The following is a 17180-nucleotide window of genomic DNA, read 5'->3' as shown; positions in this document are numbered from 1 at the left end:
GCGGCGGCAGAAGTCGACGATGTCGTGGACGATCAGGAAGTAGCCGGCCAGGTCGAGGTCCTCGATGACGTCCAGCTCGCGGGCGAGTTGGCGGCGGGCCGGACCGTTCGCCGGTCCGAACCGGGTCGGGCCGCCCTCGGCGACCAGCGCGCGGAGATGGCCGATCTCGGTCCGGCCGGGCGGGACGGGGTAACCGGGCAGCCCCGGGTCCAGGGTCGCGAAGTCGAAGGCGCAGGCGCGGGCGAGGTCCACGGTCGCCTCCCGGACACCGGGGAAGCGGGCCAGCCGGGCCGCCATCTCACGACCGGAGCGCAGGTGGGCGGTGCCGGCGGCCCGCGTCCAGCCCGCCGCCCCGGCGAGGGTGCGGCGGTCGTGCAGGGCGGCCAGACCCTGGGCCAGGCGGCCCTGGGCGGGGCTCGCGTGGTGGGCGTTGGTGGAGGCGACGGCGGTCAGGCGCAGCCGGGCGGCGAGCGCGGCGAGAGCGTCGTTGCGCAGATCGTCGCCGGGGAGCCACTGGTCGATCAGCTCGACGTGGACGTTGTCGCGACCGAAGGCCTCGGCGAGGGTGCGGAGTTGGCGCTCGGGGTCGGGGGCGGGGGTGCTGTTGTGATCGGCCGTGGCCGCGGCCAGGGCGGCCGGGACGCGGCCGAGGCGGCATCCGGTGAGCACCGCCCAGTGGCCGCCGTGCGCCTCGGCCAGGGCGGCGAAGTCGTAGACCGGGTTCCCCTTGGCCCCGCCCGCGAGTTGGGCCGCACCGATGACGGCGGAGAGGCGGCGGTAGCCCTCGGGGTCGCGGGCCAGTACTAGCAGGTGCTCGACCCCGTCGCCCATGTCCTGACGGATCGTCAATTCCGCGCCGAAGACGGTCGCCACACCCGTGCCCCGAGCCGCCTCGGCGAACCTGACCACGCCGTAGAGGCCGTCGTGGTCGGTGAGCGCGAGTGCCTCGACCTCCAGTCGGGCGGCCTCGGCGACCAGCGCCTCGGGGTCGCTGGCGCCGTCCAGGAAGCTGAAGGCGGAGTGGACGTGCAGCTCGGCCCAGGCGGGCCCGGCGGAGGCGGCCGGCTCGGCGGGGCGGTCGGGAGCGGCGGGGCCGGCGGCCTTCGCGGTCGGGCCCGGGCGCAGCGGCACGACAGCGCCGCCGGCACCGGCGGTCATGCGCCGGTGCAACTCGCTCCAGGGGACGGAGGGATGGCTGGTGAATCCCATCGGGGTGGTGCCTTCGATCTCTCGTTCGTTCTCCGGTCCCCCCGCTCGGCCCCGCTCGGACGGCCCGCGTCGTCCGGGCCGTCAGTCGTACCCGGCCTCCACGAACCAGGCGCCCCCCTCCACCGTGAGCAGCAGCGCCCGCCCGTCCGCCACCGTCACCTGGAACCGGGCCCGGCGGCGGGCCCGGGCCTGGTCCCACCAGTACTCGACCGCCGGCCAGGGCCCGGTCCAGCCCTCCACCGGCAGTTCCCGCCCGCGCACCGCCACGATGGCCGGCCGGGCCGACACCCCCGCCCGGCCGTCCACCGTCACCGCCCGCCCGTCCGCGTCCAGGACCGTCGCCGGCACCGGGACCCGGTGCACGACGGACGGCCAGACGTCCCGCAGCCCGCCGACCCGGCCCGGCCACGGCGCGTCGGTGGGCACCGCCGGGTCGTACGGCTCGCCCCACGGCACCCGGACCACCTGGTCGTCCGGCCCCCGTCCGCCGGCCGGCTCGATCCGGCGCAGTCCGGCATGCCCGAGCACCGCCTGCACCCGGGCCACCGCGCGCTCCACCCGGTCGTCGGCCACCGCCTGCCCCCAGAGGGCGAGTTGGCGACCCTGGTCGGGGGTGAGGTCGTCGGGGACGAGGCGCAGCGCGGTGAAGCCGCCCGGCTCGGGGCCCGCCCCGGGGTGGTCGTCCCCGGGGTGGCTCTCCTCGGCGCGGCCCCGCTCGGGGCGGCTCTCCCCGGCGCGGTCGAACGTGCCGGTGCTCTGCCAGGCCTGGAGCTGCCAGCGGACCCGTTCGGCGAGCGCCGTCGCCGAGAGCCGGCCCTCGTGCCGCCAGAGCCGGGCGACCGTCCGGCCGTCGGCACACACCACCTCGACGGCGACCCGCTGGCAGGTCAGCCCCGCCCCGGCGAGTTGCTGGTGCAGCCGCTCGGCCAGGGTCCGGGCGACGAACACCAGCGGTTCGGCGAGCGGCTCGGGCGGATCGAAGCGCTGCTCGACGGAGAGGTCCGGCCCCTCGGTGCGCGGCGCCAGCGGGCGCGGCTGCAGACCCCGGGCCAGCCGGTGCGCCGTCGTACCGGTCGGGCCGAAGCGGTCGGCCACCGACTCGGCGGGCAGCGCGGCGAACGCCCCGACCGTGGGCAGGCCCAGCCGGTCCAGCAGTTCGGCCAGCCCGGCGTCACCGAGCGCGGTCACCGGGTAGGGCGCGAGGAACTCCGCCGTCCGCCCGGCGGGGACCAGCACCCCGGCCCGGGCGGCGAGCACGGCGGCGAACAGGCCGTCGGCCACCCCGACCAGGCCGAGGGGCGGCACGACCTCGGGAGCCGCAGGCGCTCCGGGTGCTCCGGGTGTTCCAGGCGCTCCGGGCGCCGGTTGCGACGGGGGCGCCGACGGATAGGCGGGTGGGCGCGCGAAACCGCCCCGGGCGCCGTCCCGGGCGGGCGGCGCGGCGGAGAACAGCTCCTCCACCCCGGCCGTCCGCCGCCGGGCCCCGGCCCGCTCGGCATCGGCGGGGTGCGCGGGAGCGGCGGGGTGCGCGGGAGCGGCAGGGGCGGCCGGACGCAGGGGAACGACCTCGGCCAGGCCGTCACGGCCCCTCGCCGCGTTCGCCTCCACCTCCACCTCCGCGTCCGCCGGCTGCTCCTGGGGCCCGACGACCGCCGCCGTCACGACCTCCGCCGTCACGACCTCCGCGACCGCCTCCGCAACCACCTCCGCCGACACCGCCAGGGCAGCCGTGACCGCCGCCCGGACCTTCGCCGCCAGGGCCTCCTCCCCGCCGAAGTAGCGGGCCGGCCCCTTCACCGGGATCGCGCACAGCCCCGGGCGCAGCACCTCCACCCGAGGGGTGAACGCCTCCACCGCGGCGGCCACCGGTTCGAACCGCCGGGCCTCCGCCTCCGGGTCCCTGTCCCGCAGCTCCAGCGCCGGGCAGAGCCGCTGGGCCAGCTTGAGCCGCTGCCCCTGCCGCACCCCGGCCGCCCGGGCCGCCGCCGAACAGGCCAGCACCCGGCCGCCCTCGACCACCGCCACCGGGGCGTCCCGGTCCTCCCCCGGACGTTCGACGGCCACCACCGGCCAGTCCGGACACCACACCACCAGCACCCGGGGGGTGACCGCGCCACTCGCCCCGGTGAAGCCGGCGACCTCTCCGCCGGTCACCTCGCACCACTCATCTCACACCACCGCCATGCGGTCGAGACCCGTCCCGGGCCCCGCCACCGCGTCCTCCCCCACCATGTCCACCGTCCCCGCGCCGACCGTCTCCTCCACGGCCCGCACCGCGCCGTGCGCGTCCGGCAGCCAGAGCCTGGCCGCCCGTCCGCGCACCGCCGAGCCGCGCCCCTCGGCCACCACCTCCACCTGCCGTCCGGTGAGCTGCCCGTGCCCGTCCCCCAGCCCGAACCAGCGCCCGGACCGCACCCCCAGCCGCAGTCCGGCCCCCGGCCACGGCCCGGCCACCAGCAGCACGCAGCCGCTGCGCCGCAGGACGGCGGCCAGGCGGGCGGCCAGGTTCGGCGGGACCGGGCCGTCCGGGCGCAGCATGATCAGTTCGACGGCACCGGCCAGCACCGACACCACCTCGGCCCAGTGCGGGCCGGGATCGTCGGCCACCAGCAGCCGTCGCAGGTCCAGCCCGTACCCGGCGGCCGCGGCCAGTCCGAGGTCGGGCAGCCCGACCGCCGCCGCCCATCCGCCGTCGGTCTCCCGCACCCCGGCGGCCAGCGCCAGCAGCAGCCCGGCATCCCCGCCGGCCACCGACACCGCCGTCCCCCGCCTCAGCCCGCCCTCCGGCAGCACCCCGCGCAGGGCGGGGACCACCGGCAGCAGCCCCCGCCCGGGGGCGGCGGGCGACGCCACCGGTCGGAGCGAGGGCTGCCGCTCGACGATGGATTCGAAAACAGATTCGATAACGGGCACACCCCCAGGATCGAACATCTGTTCGCAAAGATTCAAGTCCGAATCCCCCACCCCACCCGTCACCCTCCGTGACCACTCCCGGCCGCAAGGGTCCGGTTGACTTCGAGTGCACTCCAACGCCTAGCGTCCGGGACAGACGAATCCCGAGCTCAGGAGGCAGCAACATGACCGACATCCCCACCCGGAACCTGGGCAGCCTGACGGTCTCCGCGCAGGGTCTGGGGTGCATGGGCATGAGCCACGGCTACGGCGCCTCGGACGACGCGCAGTCGATCGCGACGCTGCACCGCGCGCTCGACCTCGGGGTGACCCTGCTGGACACCGCCGACTTCTACGGCGCCGGGCACAACGAGGAGCTGATCGGCCGGGCCGTCGCCGGGCGGCGCGACGAGGTGGTGATCGCCACCAAGTTCGGCTTCGCCAACCGTCTGGGCGAGCCCACCCTGATCCGCGGCGACGCCGCCTATGTGCGGCAGGCGTGCGAGGCCTCGCTGCGCCGGCTCGGGGTCGACCACATCGACCTCTACTACCAGCACCGGGTCGATCCGCGGGTACCGATCGAGGAGACCGTCGGCGCCATGGCCGAGCTGGTGCGGGCCGGGAAGGTGCGCCACCTCGGGCTGTCGGAGGCGGCCGCGCACACCGTCCGGCGGGCGCACGCGGTGCACCCGATCGCCGCGCTGCAGAGCGAGTGGTCGCTGTGGACCCGCGACCTGGAGGCGGAGACCGCCCCGCTCTGCCGCGAACTCGGCATCGGCCTGGTCCCGTTCTCCCCGCTCGGGCGCGGCTTCCTGACCGGCCGGTACAGCTCGGTGGAGGGGCTCGCCGAGACCGATGTACGGCGCAGCCAGCCCCGCTTCACCGACGGCAACCTCGAACGGAACCTGGCGATCGTCGCGAAGCTGGAGGAACTGGCCTCGGCGAAGGGGGTCACCACCGGCCAGCTCGCGCTGGCCTGGGTGCAGCACCGGGGCGAGGACGTGGTGCCGATCCCCGGCACCCGGCGGCAGCGCTACCTGGAGGAGAACCTCGCGGCCCTGGGCGTCGAACTGTCCCCCGAGGACCTCGCCGCCATCGAGGCCGCCGCACCGGCCGGGCAGGTCGCGGGCACCCGCTACGACGCGGCCAGCCTCACCTTCGTCAACAACTGACCGACCCTTCGAAGAGCCGGGCCCCGGACCCTCGGTCGGCGGCCCCCGGTCAGCGGGCGGCCGGTCGGCGGGCGGCCGGTCACCGGCCCCCGGTCAGCGGGCGGCCGCGAAATGGGCGAGGGTCTCCGCGAGTTGGGAGTGCCGGGGCTCGGGCAGGTCGTCCGGGGCGAACCAGTCGAGGGCGTCGAACTTGTGCGGCTCGCCGATGACGACCCGCGCGGGGTCCACCTCGACGGCGAACAGGACCGCGACCCAGTGCGAGACCGGGTCGCCGCGCAGGATGTTGCGCACGCCCAGGGTCTCGACCGTCAGGGCCTCGGTGCCGTACTCCTCCAGGACCTCGCGCCGCACGGCCGACTCGAAGGACTCGCCGTGCTCCAGGGCCCCCGCCCCGGTGTCCCAGGTGCCCGGCTCGTCCCGGGCGCCGGCGCTGCGCCGGGCCAGCAGGATGCGGCCGTTGCCGTCGTGGCAGACGAAGACGCAGGACACCGTGGGGGCGGTGAGCGCCCGTTCGGCGGGGCGTCCGGTCGGGGCGGGGTTCATCCGGTGGTTCCTCCGGTGTCGGGCACGGTCGGAATCAGAAGTGGTCGAGCAGCTCGCGGAAGGTGCGCAGGTGCAGCACCGCCTCGTCGGCCGGGTCCAGCTCGCTGTGTTCGAGCACCCAGGTGTGGTCGTTGGGGATGAAGACGGCGTTCATGCCCACGGCCCGCGCCGGCAGGATGTCCGACTTCGGCGAGTTGCCGATCATCCAGCTGCTGGCGGGGGTGAGGCCGTGCGCCGCCACGAAGCCCCGGTAGGTCGCGGTGTCCTTCTCCTCGACGATCTCGATCGCCCGGAAGTGGTGCGCCAGCCGGGAGGCGTCGATCTTGCGCCGCTGCTCCTCCGGGTTGCCCTTGGTCAGCATCAGCAGGGTGTGCCGGCCGCCGAGGACGGCGAGGGTCTCGGCGACGTCCGGGACGAGCTCCACCCGGTGGTCGGCCAGGACGGCGGCCAGCTCCTCGATCTCGGCCAGCTCCTGGCCGGTGGCGGGCCTGCCGCGCAGCTTCTCGACGCAGTCGCCGAGACTGCGCAGCAGCATCCGGCTGCCGTACCCGTGGGTGACGGCGTTGGCCCGCTGGACGTCGTCGAGCGCGGCCCGCAGCTGGGCCCGGTCGAGCGTGGGGTGCCGGAGCCAGTCCAGGTAGTCGTGGATGACGCGCTCGAACAGCACGTTGTTCTCCCACAGCGTGTCGTCCGCGTCGAAGACGAGTACCTGTCCGTTGCGCTGCATCGAAGCCCCCGAGGATCACCTGACCGGTCGTCCGCGACCCTAATCGGAACCGCACCCGCCCGCCTCGGATTTTCCGGCCCGCCGGGCGGCCCCTCGTGTCCGCCTCGTGTCCGCCGCACGTCCGCCTCACGTCCGCCCGGGACCTCGCCCTGGTGACATGTCGACAGAGCGCCACGCATAGGGTGGCCATCGTCCGTCCACGGAGGCGTTGACGGGCCGTCGGGGTATCCCGAAAGGGAACTTTCGGTGCCCACGCCAAGTCGGTGTTTATTCCCGACTGGCAGGGTCGGTCGGCGCGACCGAGGCCCGACCCCGGGCCCCCTGGCGGCGGACGCGACGACGGAACGAGGTCGAGGAGAATCATGCGTGGCACCACACTCGGTGACCGCTACCGGCTGGGCGAATGGCTCGGCGGCGGCTCGATGGGCGATGTCTGGCTCGCCGAGGACCAGGTGCTCGACCGCCGGGTGGCTGTCAAGATCCTGAAGCCCGCGCTGCTGGACGAGCCCGGCTTCGCGGAGCGGTTCCACGACGAGGCCCGGGTGATGGCCCGGTTGCGGCACCCCGGCATCGTCGGCGTGCACGACTTCGGCCCCGGCCGGACGGCCGAGGACGTGCCGTCCTGGGGTGCGCCGACGGCTCCCCCCACCCGCCCGGTCGCCTACCTGGTCATGGAACTGATCACCGGCGAGCCGCTGAGCACGGTGCTGGAGCGGCGCGGCCCGCTGACCGTCCTGGAGACCCTGGGCCTGGCACTGGAGGTGCTGGCCGCGCTGCAGGCGGCGCACGAGGCCGGCATCGTCCACCGGGACATCAAGCCGGCCAACCTGATGGTCCGGGACGGCCACGTGGTCATCACCGACTTCGGCATCGCCCGCCCCGGCTGCGACGCCCGGCTCACCGTGCCCGGGATGGTGCTCGGCACCGCCGCCTACCAGGCGCCGGAACAGGCCTCCACCGGCACGGTCACCGCCTCGGCGGACCTGTACGCGCTCGGGGTCGTCCTCTACGAGTGCCTGACCGGGCGGCTTCCGTTCGAGGGCGAGACCGCCCTCGAACTGATCCTCAAGCACCTGACCGACCCGGTGCCGCCACTGCCGGCGGACGTCCCGGCCCCGGTCCGGGCCGTGGTCGAGGGGGCCATGGCGAAGGATCCGGCCCTGCGCTGGCCGGACGCCGCCGCGATGGCCTCGGCCGTCCGGGCGGCACTGGCCGGGGAACCGGTCGCGGGTCCGCCGCCCACCGGAACCCTGGGCGGCGCGGCGGCCGGAGCGGCCGCGGTCCGGTTGACCGGAGCGGCGGCGGTACTCCGGTCCACCGGAACGGGAGCGGCAACGGGGACGGGTGCCCGGGCCGGAACGGGGACCGGCAGGGGCACCGGAACGACGACGCTCGGCCGGGTGGTGTTCGACCCGGCCGGGTCGATCGGCACCGGGTCGCTCCTGGTCGGGACCGGGTCCCATCCGCTCGGGACCGCGGCGCGCGAGCTGCTCCTGGTCGAGACCGTCGCCCCGCCGAAGCACGCGGCCGGATGGCGGACGGCGCTCTTCGGCAGCCGCCGCCGGACCCTGCTCGTGACGAGCGCGGCCGTGCTGTGCTGCGCCGTCACCGCCGGCACGGCCGTCGTACTGCACCAGGACGGGAAGCCGGCTGCCGTCGTGGCGGGGGCGGCGGCGACCCCGTCCGGGCGGATCTGCCGCCGGCGGCCTCGGCCGACCCGGGCGCGGCCTCGCCCTCCCCCGCCGCCCCTTCGCCCGCCGCCTCCCTCCCGCCCGGCACGCCGGGCGCCCCGCTCCCCGAGACCGGGGCCGGTGTCGGCGCCGGAGCGGTGGGCGGGGCAGCGGGCGGATCGGGTGCCGGAGCGGGTGCCGGAGCCGTCGGCGGCGCCGGGGGCCCGGCGACCGGGTCGACGGGCGGTCCCGCGGCCCAGGACACCGCGCCGAACGCCTCCGGTGCGGCCCCCGGAGCACCCGGCGGCCCCGCCGCTCCCCAGGCCCCGGGCTCGGCGGGCGGACCGGGCGCACCCGGTACCGCCGCCACCAACCCGCCCGAGCGGCCGGTCGACACCGTCCGACCCCGTCTACACGGCCGCCCCGCCGCCGGGCGACCCGGCCTACACCGCCACGCCGCCGCGCCGGACCGTCCCCCCGGTGTACGCGACGTCCTCGTTGCCGCCCGCCCCGGTGTACACGCCCCCGGCGTACACCGCGGGCCCGCCCCCGCCCCCGCCGCCCGGGACCACCCCGACCGATCCGCCGATCAAGCCGCCGACCCAGCCGTCCGGCCCGCTGCCCGCGCGCGCCCGGGTGTCCAACGCCGGGGCCGCGCTCTACGACCAGGGGTCCCTCGACCGGGACGGCAACCCGGTGGTGGTGGCCCCGGACGACGGCGGCCCCGGCGGCGTGTGGCAGTTGACCACGCGGGCCGGGGGCGGGTACTCCCTGTTCAACGGCGCCAGCCAGTACACCAAGGTCCTGGACCTGGAGGAGAGCGGTTCCCGGACCAGGCTGTCGCAGCCGGTGCCCAACCGGACGAACCAGGCCTGGACGTTCATCCCGGTGTCCGGCGGCTATCTGCTGGGCGTCCGGGGGGACGCGCTGCGCTGTCTGTCCGCCGCCGGTCCGAACGCGCCTGCCACGCTCCGTTCCTGTGAGGCCTCCGCCGACCAGATCTGGACGGTCACCGCAGCCTGACAACCCTCGGCGGCCCTGGCCCTCCTGACCTCCCTGACCCTCCTGACTGCCCTGGCTCCCTGGCCCGAGGGCTCAGGCCGGGAGCCAGGAGGGCCAGGGCCGCCGGGGCAGCCCGACCGGGTGGCCCTGGCCGAGCAGGGGCACCAGGCGTTCGGCCTCGGGCGAGCCGATCGGGGCCAGGATGTCGTGCGCCTCGGCCCAGCAGGCCCGGGCCCGCGCCCTGACATCGGCCGGCACCGGACCGTCGGCCTCCGGCGACGCGCCGGCCTCCGAACCCTCGACCGCAGCCGGGGAGCCGGTGGCCCCCGGACCACCGGCCGCCGCCGGGTCACCGACCGCCGCCGGACCGTCGGCCAGCGCGTCGCCGAGTGCGGCCAGGGCCAGGCCGCGACCCCGGTGGTCACCGTCGAGGGTCAGCGCCTCGACCGCGCGTTCCGCCGCCTCGACCGCCTCCGGGCCGCGCCCGGCCGCGCGCAGCGACTCGACCAGCCGCAACAGGATCCGGCCGGTGCGCCGGTGGTCGGCCGGGTCGGTCAGGGCGAGCGCGGCCCGCCGGTGGGAGACCGCCCCGTCGTGCCGGCCGAGGTCGTGGGCGATCGATCCGAGCGCCTCCCGGGCCCGGGCCTCCAAGGCGTGGTCGGCCAGTTCATGACTCACCAGCAACGATTGGTCGATCACCCGGCCCGCCGCGTCGTAGCGCCCCTGCCCGGCGAACGCCCCGGCCAGATCGAGCAGTTCGGCGGCCAGCGCCCGCCGGTCCCCGGACCGCTCCCGGACGGCGACCGCCGCCGAGAAGCCGGCCACCGCCTCCTCCGCGCGGCCGAGGTGGACGAAGCAGGCCGCGAGCGAGCCGTGCGCGAGGGCGAGCAGCGGCTCCGGCAGCCCGTGCGCGGTGCACAGGTCGCGGGCCCGGAGCAGTTCGGAGAGCGCCGAGGACGCGGAGCCGACCTCGGTCAGCAACCGGCCGAGCACCAGCCTGGCCCGGGCCTCGGCGGTGCGGTCGCCCTGCTCCAGGGCCGAGCGCAGGAGGGCGTTGGCGGCGTGTCCGAGCGGCCGGGTGGCGCGGCCGGAATCCGCCGACAGACAGACGCCCAGGAGGAGTTCGGCGAGGCGGTCGAGCGCCGGCGCCACCACCCCGGCGGCCGGGCGCGGGAGCTTCGCGCACTGGCCCACCAGCGCGCCGACGGCCACGTAGTCCCCGCCGGCGGCCGCGTGGCCCCTGCCGGCGACCGGGTGGGCCCCGCCGTGGGCCGCCGGGGCACCGGGGCCGGCCGTCACCCTCGCGTGGTGGTGGTCCACCAGCCGGGTCAGCACACCCACCCGCTCCGCCTCTGCCTCCGCCCCCGCCTGCTCCTGCGCCCCGGCGCCGTCCCCGCGACCGAGCCGCTGGGCGAACGCCCGCAGCAGGTCGTGGTAGCGGTAGCGGTCCGGGTTCGCCGCGACCTCCAGCATCGAACAGTCCACCAGGGACTCGGCGAGCTCCTCGGCGACGGCCGCCGGCCGGTCCAGCACCGCGGCCACCTCCCCGGACGACAGGTCCGGCACCTCAGGCACCGCCAACAGCCGGAACGCGCGCGCCTGTTCGGCATCCAGCTGGTCGAAGCCGAACCGGAACGAGGACTCCACGGCGAGGTCCCCGGCCCGCAGCGCGTCCAAGCGGTAGCGGTCGCCGCCGAGTTGCTCCACCAGCCGGGCGATGCTCCAGCCCGGCCGACAGGCCAGGCGGGCCGCGAGGATCCGCACCGCCAGCGGCAACTGCCCGCAGAGCCGGACGAGTTCGCAGGCCGCCTCGGGCTCGGCCGCGACCCGCTCGCCGCCCACCATCCGGGTCAGCAGGGTGACGGCCTCGCCGGCGGACAGCACCGCCAGTTCGGTGAAGCGGGCGTTGGGCAGCGCCCCGATCCGGGTCCGGCCGGTGACCAGGACGGCGCAGCCCGGACTGCCCGGCAGCAGCGGCCTGACCTGTTCCGCGTCGCGCGCGTTGTCGAGCAGCACCAGGACCCGCCGCCCGGACAGCAACGAGCGGTAGCGGGCGGCACGTTCGGCCAGGCCGGTCGGGATCGCCCCGCCGACCACGCCGAACGAGCGCAGGAAGACCGCCAACGCCTCCTCGGGCCGGGTCGGGCGGCCGTCGGTGCCGTGCAGGTCGAGATGGAGCCGGCCGTCCGGGAACTCCCCGGCGAGGTCGTGCGCGACCTGCACGGCGAGCGCGGTCTTGCCGACCCCGCCCATGCCCGCGACCGCCGCCACGGGCACGCAGCCCGGCTCCCGCAGGGCGGCCCGCAGCGCTTCGGCCTCCGCCGCTCGCCCGGTGAAGTCGGCCACGGCCGCCGGGAGTTGGTCGGGAACGAGCAGAGTGGCCGGGTCCGCCCCGGCGGCCTCCCCCGGGAGCGTCGGCGCGACCTCCCGGGCGGCGACCTCCCGGACGGCGGGCGCCGTGAGCGTCCGGTCCGCCGCGAGGATCCGCCCGTGCAGCTCGCGCAGGCCCGGGCCGGGCTCGACGCCCAGCTCGGTGCGCAGCCGGCGGTCCGCCGCGCGGTACGCCTCCAGCGCGTCCGCCTGCCGTCCGGAGCGGTACAGCGCGAGCATCAGCAGTTCGGAGAGGCGCTCGCGCAGCGGGTGCTCCTCGACCAGGGCCGTCAGTTCGGCGACCGACCCGGTCCACCGGCCGCCCTCGCCACCGCGCGCGGCCCCGGCCTCCGTCCCGGCCTCCGCCTCGGCCTCCAGGCGTGCCTCCAGGACGGCGAGCCGCCGTTCCTCCCACTCCCGGCGCCGACGCTGCACATAGGGCCCGGGCACCCCCGACATCGGTTCGCCCCGCCAGAGCGCCAGCGCTGCCCGCAGGGCGGTGGCGGCCTCGGCGGGCCGCCCGTCGGCGCGCAGCATCCGCGCCCGGGCCGCCAGGGCCTCGCACCGGGCGGTGTCGAGGCCGTCGTGGTCGGCCACGAGCAGGTAGCCGCCGCCGAGCGAGGTCAGCACGTCCGGCCCGAGGATCCGGCGCAGCCGGTGCACATACGTCCGGATGACGCCGTGGGCGCTGGCCGGCGGCTCGTCGCCCCACAGGTCGTCGATCAGCTGGCCGCCCGACACCTGCCGGCCCGACCGGAACAGCAGGGACAGCAGCAGCCCCTGCTGCTGCGGCGAACCGAGCGGCAGCTCTTCCCCGTCCCGCAGAGCGCGCACCGGTCCGAGCACCTCGAACCGCAGCCCGCCGGACCACCCGTCCTGGCCCACCTACCGACTCCCCCCACACCGGAACGACTCCCCCGTCCGCATGATAACCATCGGCATTCGCCCTGCTCAGATCGGCGGAACCCGCCGGCCCGCGGCGGCGGCGTGGATGGTTGACCTTGAGTGCACTCCAAGTCGTACGGTCGGCAGCACCGCACACCGAGGACGACCAGGGAACGGAGCCCCCCATGAGCACCCACGACACCGACGGCAGCGACGGCAGCGACAGCAGCAGCACCGAGACCGTCGGCACCAGGCAGGAGCGGTTCGACCGGGGACTCGCCGTCCTCACCGCCGTCGACGGCGAGGCCGGGCAGCGGGTGGTCGACGCGCTCGCCGACGTGCACCCCGAACTCGCCCACCAGATCGTCGCCTGGGGCTTCGGCGAGATCTACAGCCGCCCCGGGCTGGAGCCCCGCGACCGGCAGCTGGTGACCCTGGGCATGCTCACCGCGCTCGGCGGCTGCGAACCGCAGCTTGAGGTCCACCTCAATGCCGCCCTCAATGTCGGCCTCACGCCCGCCGAGATCACCGAGGTGCTGCTGCACTCCGCCGCCTACTGCGGCTTCCCGAAGGCCCTGAACGCCACGTTCGTCGCCAAGAAGGTCTTCGGCGAGCGCGGCCTGCTGCCCGTCGGGGCGCAGTGAGGGCGACCCGGTCCCGCCGCCGGAAAATCCGGTGAAACGGACCGGGCCGCGGCGGAAGACTGGCCGCCATGACCGAGACCAAGACCGAGACCGAGACCGACCCTCCCGGGACCTCCTCCGGACCGGCGGCGTTCAAGAAGGACCTGCGGACCTATCTGCAGGACGCCAGGGACGCCCTGCTGTGGAAGCTGGAGGGGCTGTCCGAGTACGACGTCCGCCGCCCGCTGACACCGACCGGGACCAATCTGCTGGGGCTGGTCAAACACGCGACGGCGGCGGAGGCCCTCTACTTCGGGGAGACCTTCGGGCGGCCCTTCGAGGCACCCCGACCGTGGATCACCGGGGACGCCGAACCGAACGCGGACTTCTGGGCGACCCCCGACGAGAGCCGGGAGTTGATCGTCGGCCAGTACCGCGCGGCCTGCGCGCACGCGGACGAGACCATCGCCGCGCTGCCGCTGGACGCCGTCGGCCGGGTGCCGTGGGGCGACCGCAGTGCGGTGACACTGCACCACAGCCTCGTCCACATGACCGCCGAGACCCAGCGGCACGCCGGACACGCCGACATCGTGCGGGAGCTCGTCGACGGCACGACCGGGCAGCGCCGGGACGGCGAGAACACGGCCCCGGGCGACGAGGCGTGGTGGGCCGCCCACCGGGCCCGGGTCGAGCAGGCCGCCCGGACGGCAGCGGAGCGCGCAGCGGCGGACGGGGCAGCGGTGGACAGCGCAGCAGCGGACGGGGCAGCGGCGGACGGGGCGGCCGGGCGCCTCTGACGCCCGGCACCACGCGGTTCGGCCGGGCCCGCCCACGGGGGTGGTGGGCCCGGCCGGACCGCGTTCACGCGTCGGCGCTCACACCTCGACGGGCGACTCCGACATGATCCGGCGCACCTCGACCGGCATGCCGAGCGGCTTCCCCTCCGGCCCGGGGGCGGCCGAGACCTTGGCCGCGACCTCGATCGCCCGCTGCTGGGTGCCGCAGTCCACGATCCACCAGCCGGCCACCCACTCCTTGCTCTCCGCGAACGGCCCGTCGGTGACCACCGGCACGCCGCCGCCCTGCGCGCGGACGATCCGGGCGGTCTCCGGCATGTCCAGGCCCTGGGCGTCGACGAGTTCGCCGGTGCCGGCCAGCTCGGCGTTCAGGTCCCGCATGTACTGGACGTGGACCCGGACGTCCTCCAGCGGCCAGTCCTCGACCTTCGGGAAGTCGACGTCGTTCTTGCTGAACTGCATCAGCAGCATGTACTTCATGGTCGCGCTCCTCGTTCGTGGTGGGCCTGCACCGAGGGGTCGGAGCCGACCGCACGGTCTCGACATCGCCGGCCGGAATTCCGGGAAGATTCTTTCGCGGGCCCCCGACCACCCCGGCAGGCCCGGCGGGGGTGCCGTTGACCCGGCCCTGACCAGGACTCTAGGGTCGGGGCCCGTGCAGCGATACGACTGGCTGAAGAAGATTCAGCACATGGACCCGGAGACCGAGTTCACCGAGATCTACCGGATCAGCAGCTGGTACGAGTTCCCGTGGGACTACACCCAGTCGCTCAGCTTCGCGCTCTACCGCACCTACGCGGTGCCCAGCATCGGCCGACTGCTGGCCGGGACCGGCGAGTTCACCCGGCGCACGCAGAAGCGCTACGACGACACGGTGCTGATCCTGGAGGCGGTGGTCGAGCACGGTTTCGACTCCTCGCAGGGCCGCGAGGCGATCCGCCGGATGAACGGGATGCACCGCCGGTACGACATATCCGACGCCGACTACCGCTACGTGCTGTCCACGTTCGTGGTGACACCCAAGCGCTGGATGGACGACTACGGCTGGCGGCGGCTCTCCCCGCACGAGATCCGGGCGAGCGTCAACTACTACCGCGAGCTGGGCCGGCACATGGGCCTGGTCGACCTCCCGGAGACCTACGAGGAGTTCGAGCGGCTGCTCGACGACTACGAGCGCGAGCACTTCGCCTTCGACGAGGGCGGCCGGGCGGTCTCCGACTCGACGCTCGGCCTGATGGCCTCCTGGTACCCGGCGCCGCTGCGGTCCCCGATGCGGCTCTCCTCGCTCTGCCTGCTCGACGACCCGCTGCGCGAGGCCTTCGGCTACCCGGCCCCCTCGGCGCCGCTGCGGCGCGCCGTGCGGGCGGGGATGCGACTGCGGGGCCGCTTCGTCCGCCTGCTCCCGCCCCGCCGCCGACCGCACCTGGCCCGCGACGGCTGGCAGGTCCGCAGCTACCCCGGCTACCCGTACGGCTACCGGATCAGCGAACTGGGCACCTTCGAGGACACACCCCGCTCGGGCGGCTGCCCCTTCCCGCACGCAGCAGCGGACGGAAAGGGGCCCCGTCCGGGCGACACGCCCTGACGCGCCCGCCACGCCGGGCGGGTCAGGCGGCGGCCTTCGCCGGAAGGTCACCGTCGACGACCGACCCGGCGGGCAGGGCGGGCAGGACGACCGGCACGTCGTAGTCGGTGAAGTCGAAGGTCATGGTCTTCCCCACGGACTCGCTCCACCCGTCCTCCATCCGCAACGGCACCATGGCGCCCTCCGCCGCGAGGTGGGCGGTGAAGGCGCCCTCCTCCGTGGAATTCAGCTGGACACCCATGCTCGCCCGGCCGCCCACCGTGCCCGGCTCGCCCGCCAGGGCGCTCCACGAACTGTTCGGATCGCCGAAGGCCGGCAGCCCGGCCAGGTCGCAGAGGTCGGCCATGGAGGCGTACTCCGACGTCGGGGGGATCCTGAACCAGCGGTCCCGGTAGCGCTCGGCGGCCTCCGTGCCCCGCAGCGCGCTGAGCAGCGCGGCACTCGGCCGGTACAGCAGCGTCCCCTCGGTGCGCACGAATTCGAACTCCCCCTTGCCCTCGGCGTCGACCTTGGCCGCGCACTGGCCCTTCCGGTCGGCGGCCAGCTGGACGTTGGTCCTCCGGCCGCTGTCCTCGTCGACGACGAATCCCGTCATCCGCACCGAGGACGCCCGGCCGAACGCCTCGCGGCCCTTGTCCAGCAGACGCATCCCGGTCATCGAGGCGACCCGTTCGGTCGGGCTGGGCGAGCCCGGGCCCGACGCGGCGGCCGTGGTGGACCCCTGGGCGTCGTCGCAGGCCGTCGCGGTGAGGGCCAGGCCCAGAGCAGCGAGAGCCGCGACGACGGCACGGTTGGCAGGCATGAACGATTCTCCCCGGGAACGGAACGCTGATTCGACCCCGCACGATGCAGGCCGGGCCGCCGGTTCGTCAAGCGCCCTCCCCACAGGCCACGCCCGGGAGTTCGGCCGGTCAGGCTTCGGTGAGGTGGCGCAGCAGGGGGCCCGGGTCGGTGGTGCCGCAGGCGGTGCGGACGGCGGCGTCGTGGGCGGCGGCGAGGGCGTCGAGGCGTTCGAGGCGGATCAGGCCGCGCCGGGAGAGGTGGGCGGTGATCCGGCGGCGGTCCTGCTCGTCCTGGCGGCGGTAGGCGAGGCCGGCCTCGGTGAGGGCGTCGACGAGGCGGCTGAGGCTGGCCTGCGGGATGAGCAGCGCCTGGGCGAGGTCGCCCATCGAGCGGCCGGCGTCGTCGGTGAGGCAGCGCATGACCCGCCACTGGTCCAGCGTGCAGCCCTCGGCCTCCAGGCGGGAGGCCAGGTCGCGGGCCAGTCGGCGCTGGGCGAGGGTGAGGAGCTCGATCAGCAGCGGCTCGTCGGCGGCGGTGCCCCCGGTCGGGACGGTGCCGGGGGTCGATGTGTCGGGGGTGGCTGGTGGTGTCATGGCCGTCTCGCTCTCCCCGCCGCTCTTGCTGTCGTTCCAGCTGTCGTTCCGGCCGCGGCCGGTCCGGTCGGCCCGCCCGGCCTTCCCGGGCCCGCTTGGCCGGACCGGCTGCCATGACGATACTCGCAAGCCATGGGCGCCGACGTGAAGCTGCTGGAGCCACTCGACGCGCTGTACCTCCCCCGCGAGGCACCGGCGCTGAGGGTGGGCCTGGTCGTGCCGCAGTCCGGCCCGCTCGGCCTGACCGGGCCCTCGGCGCTGGACGGCGCGCTGCTGGCCGCGCACGAGGTGAACGCCGGCGGCGGGGTGCGCGGCCGGCCGTTGGAACT

15 protein-coding genes are annotated in these 17180 nt (G+C 75.8%); 6 read left to right on the top strand and 9 right to left on the bottom strand.

Annotation, left to right across the window (positions count from 1 at the left end; genetic code table 11):
- The 3 genes from VR45_RS25290 to VR45_RS25280 all read right to left on the bottom strand — a co-directional run.
- A partial coding sequence (locus VR45_RS25290; RefSeq protein WP_045942138.1) for a PHP domain-containing protein occupies window positions 1–1209 on the bottom strand: 1209 nt, incomplete at its 3' end.
- 81 nt (window positions 1210–1290) lie between these two features.
- A complete protein-coding gene (locus VR45_RS50155; protein ID WP_052709358.1) occupies window positions 1291–3363 on the bottom strand; it encodes a DNA polymerase Y family protein in 2073 nt (690 codons plus the stop codon).
- A 15-nt stretch (window positions 3364–3378) separates the two neighbouring features.
- A complete protein-coding gene (locus VR45_RS25280; protein ID WP_052709357.1) occupies window positions 3379–4062 on the bottom strand; it encodes a hypothetical protein in 684 nt (227 codons plus the stop codon).
- 224 nt (window positions 4063–4286) lie between these two features.
- Here VR45_RS25280 and VR45_RS25275 point away from each other — a divergent pair, with 224 nt between their 5' ends.
- Window positions 4287–5273, top strand: a complete 987-nt coding sequence (locus VR45_RS25275; RefSeq protein WP_045942132.1) for an aldo/keto reductase — start codon at window positions 4287–4289, stop codon at window positions 5271–5273.
- Between the two features lie 93 nt (window positions 5274–5366).
- Here the strand turns inward: VR45_RS25275 and VR45_RS25270 are convergent, their stop codons facing one another.
- Window positions 5367–5816 (bottom strand): NUDIX domain-containing protein, encoded by a 450-nt coding sequence (locus VR45_RS25270; RefSeq protein ID WP_045942131.1) that lies wholly within the window; start codon window positions 5814–5816, stop codon window positions 5367–5369.
- Window positions 5817–5850: 34 nt separating this feature from the next.
- On the bottom strand, window positions 5851–6543 hold the full coding sequence (locus VR45_RS25265) for an HAD family hydrolase (RefSeq protein WP_045942130.1): 693 nt from the start codon (window positions 6541–6543) through the stop codon (window positions 5851–5853).
- 362 nt (window positions 6544–6905) lie between these two features.
- Between VR45_RS25265 and VR45_RS50150 the strand changes: the two genes are divergently transcribed.
- A complete protein-coding gene (locus VR45_RS50150) occupies window positions 6906–9236 on the top strand; it encodes a serine/threonine-protein kinase (RefSeq protein ID WP_052709356.1) in 2331 nt (776 codons plus the stop codon).
- Window positions 9237–9308: 72 nt separating this feature from the next.
- Here the strand turns inward: VR45_RS50150 and VR45_RS25255 are convergent, their stop codons facing one another.
- Complete coding sequence (locus tag VR45_RS25255; RefSeq protein WP_045942129.1) at window positions 9309–12470, bottom strand: BTAD domain-containing putative transcriptional regulator; 3162 nt, start codon at window positions 12468–12470, stop codon at window positions 9309–9311.
- 185 nt (window positions 12471–12655) lie between these two features.
- Between VR45_RS25255 and VR45_RS25250 the strand changes: the two genes are divergently transcribed.
- Together VR45_RS25250 and VR45_RS25245 are read left to right on the top strand one after the other, a co-directional pair.
- Window positions 12656–13114, top strand: coding sequence for a carboxymuconolactone decarboxylase family protein (locus tag VR45_RS25250; RefSeq protein WP_045942128.1), 459 nt, complete (start codon window positions 12656–12658; stop codon window positions 13112–13114).
- Window positions 13115–13182: 68 nt separating this feature from the next.
- On the top strand, window positions 13183–13890 hold the full coding sequence (locus VR45_RS25245) for a DinB family protein (protein ID WP_078896815.1): 708 nt from the start codon (window positions 13183–13185) through the stop codon (window positions 13888–13890).
- A 78-nt stretch (window positions 13891–13968) separates the two neighbouring features.
- On the opposite strand, the gene VR45_RS25240 is transcribed toward VR45_RS25245, so the two are convergent.
- Entirely contained in the window at window positions 13969–14370 is a 402-nt protein-coding gene (locus VR45_RS25240) for a YciI family protein (RefSeq protein WP_045942127.1), read from the bottom strand.
- A 175-nt stretch (window positions 14371–14545) separates the two neighbouring features.
- Between VR45_RS25240 and VR45_RS25235 the strand changes: the two genes are divergently transcribed.
- Window positions 14546–15475, top strand: coding sequence for an oxygenase MpaB family protein (locus VR45_RS25235; protein WP_045942126.1), 930 nt, complete (start codon window positions 14546–14548; stop codon window positions 15473–15475).
- Window positions 15476–15497: 22 nt separating this feature from the next.
- Here VR45_RS25235 and VR45_RS25230 read toward each other — a convergent pair whose 3' ends face one another.
- Window positions 15498–16277 carry a hypothetical protein gene (locus VR45_RS25230; protein WP_045942125.1) on the bottom strand — a complete coding sequence of 260 codons (780 nt, stop codon included), beginning with the start codon at window positions 16275–16277 and terminating at the stop codon, window positions 15498–15500.
- A gap of 109 nt (window positions 16278–16386) precedes the next feature.
- On the bottom strand, window positions 16387–16851 hold the full coding sequence (locus VR45_RS25225) for a MarR family transcriptional regulator (RefSeq protein ID WP_078896814.1): 465 nt from the start codon (window positions 16849–16851) through the stop codon (window positions 16387–16389).
- 132 nt (window positions 16852–16983) lie between these two features.
- Here VR45_RS25225 and VR45_RS25220 point away from each other — a divergent pair.
- Window positions 16984–17180, top strand: a 197-nt coding sequence (locus tag VR45_RS25220; protein ID WP_045942124.1) for an ABC transporter substrate-binding protein, incomplete at its 3' end; no start/stop codon positions are given.

Source organism: Streptomyces sp. NRRL S-495 (genome assembly GCF_000966955.1).
GTDB classification, from domain to species: Bacteria; Actinomycetota; Actinomycetes; order Streptomycetales; family Streptomycetaceae; genus Kitasatospora; species Kitasatospora purpeofusca.
Note: the sequence above shows the minus strand (reverse complement) of the source record. Positions and strands in the feature narration are given on the sequence as shown.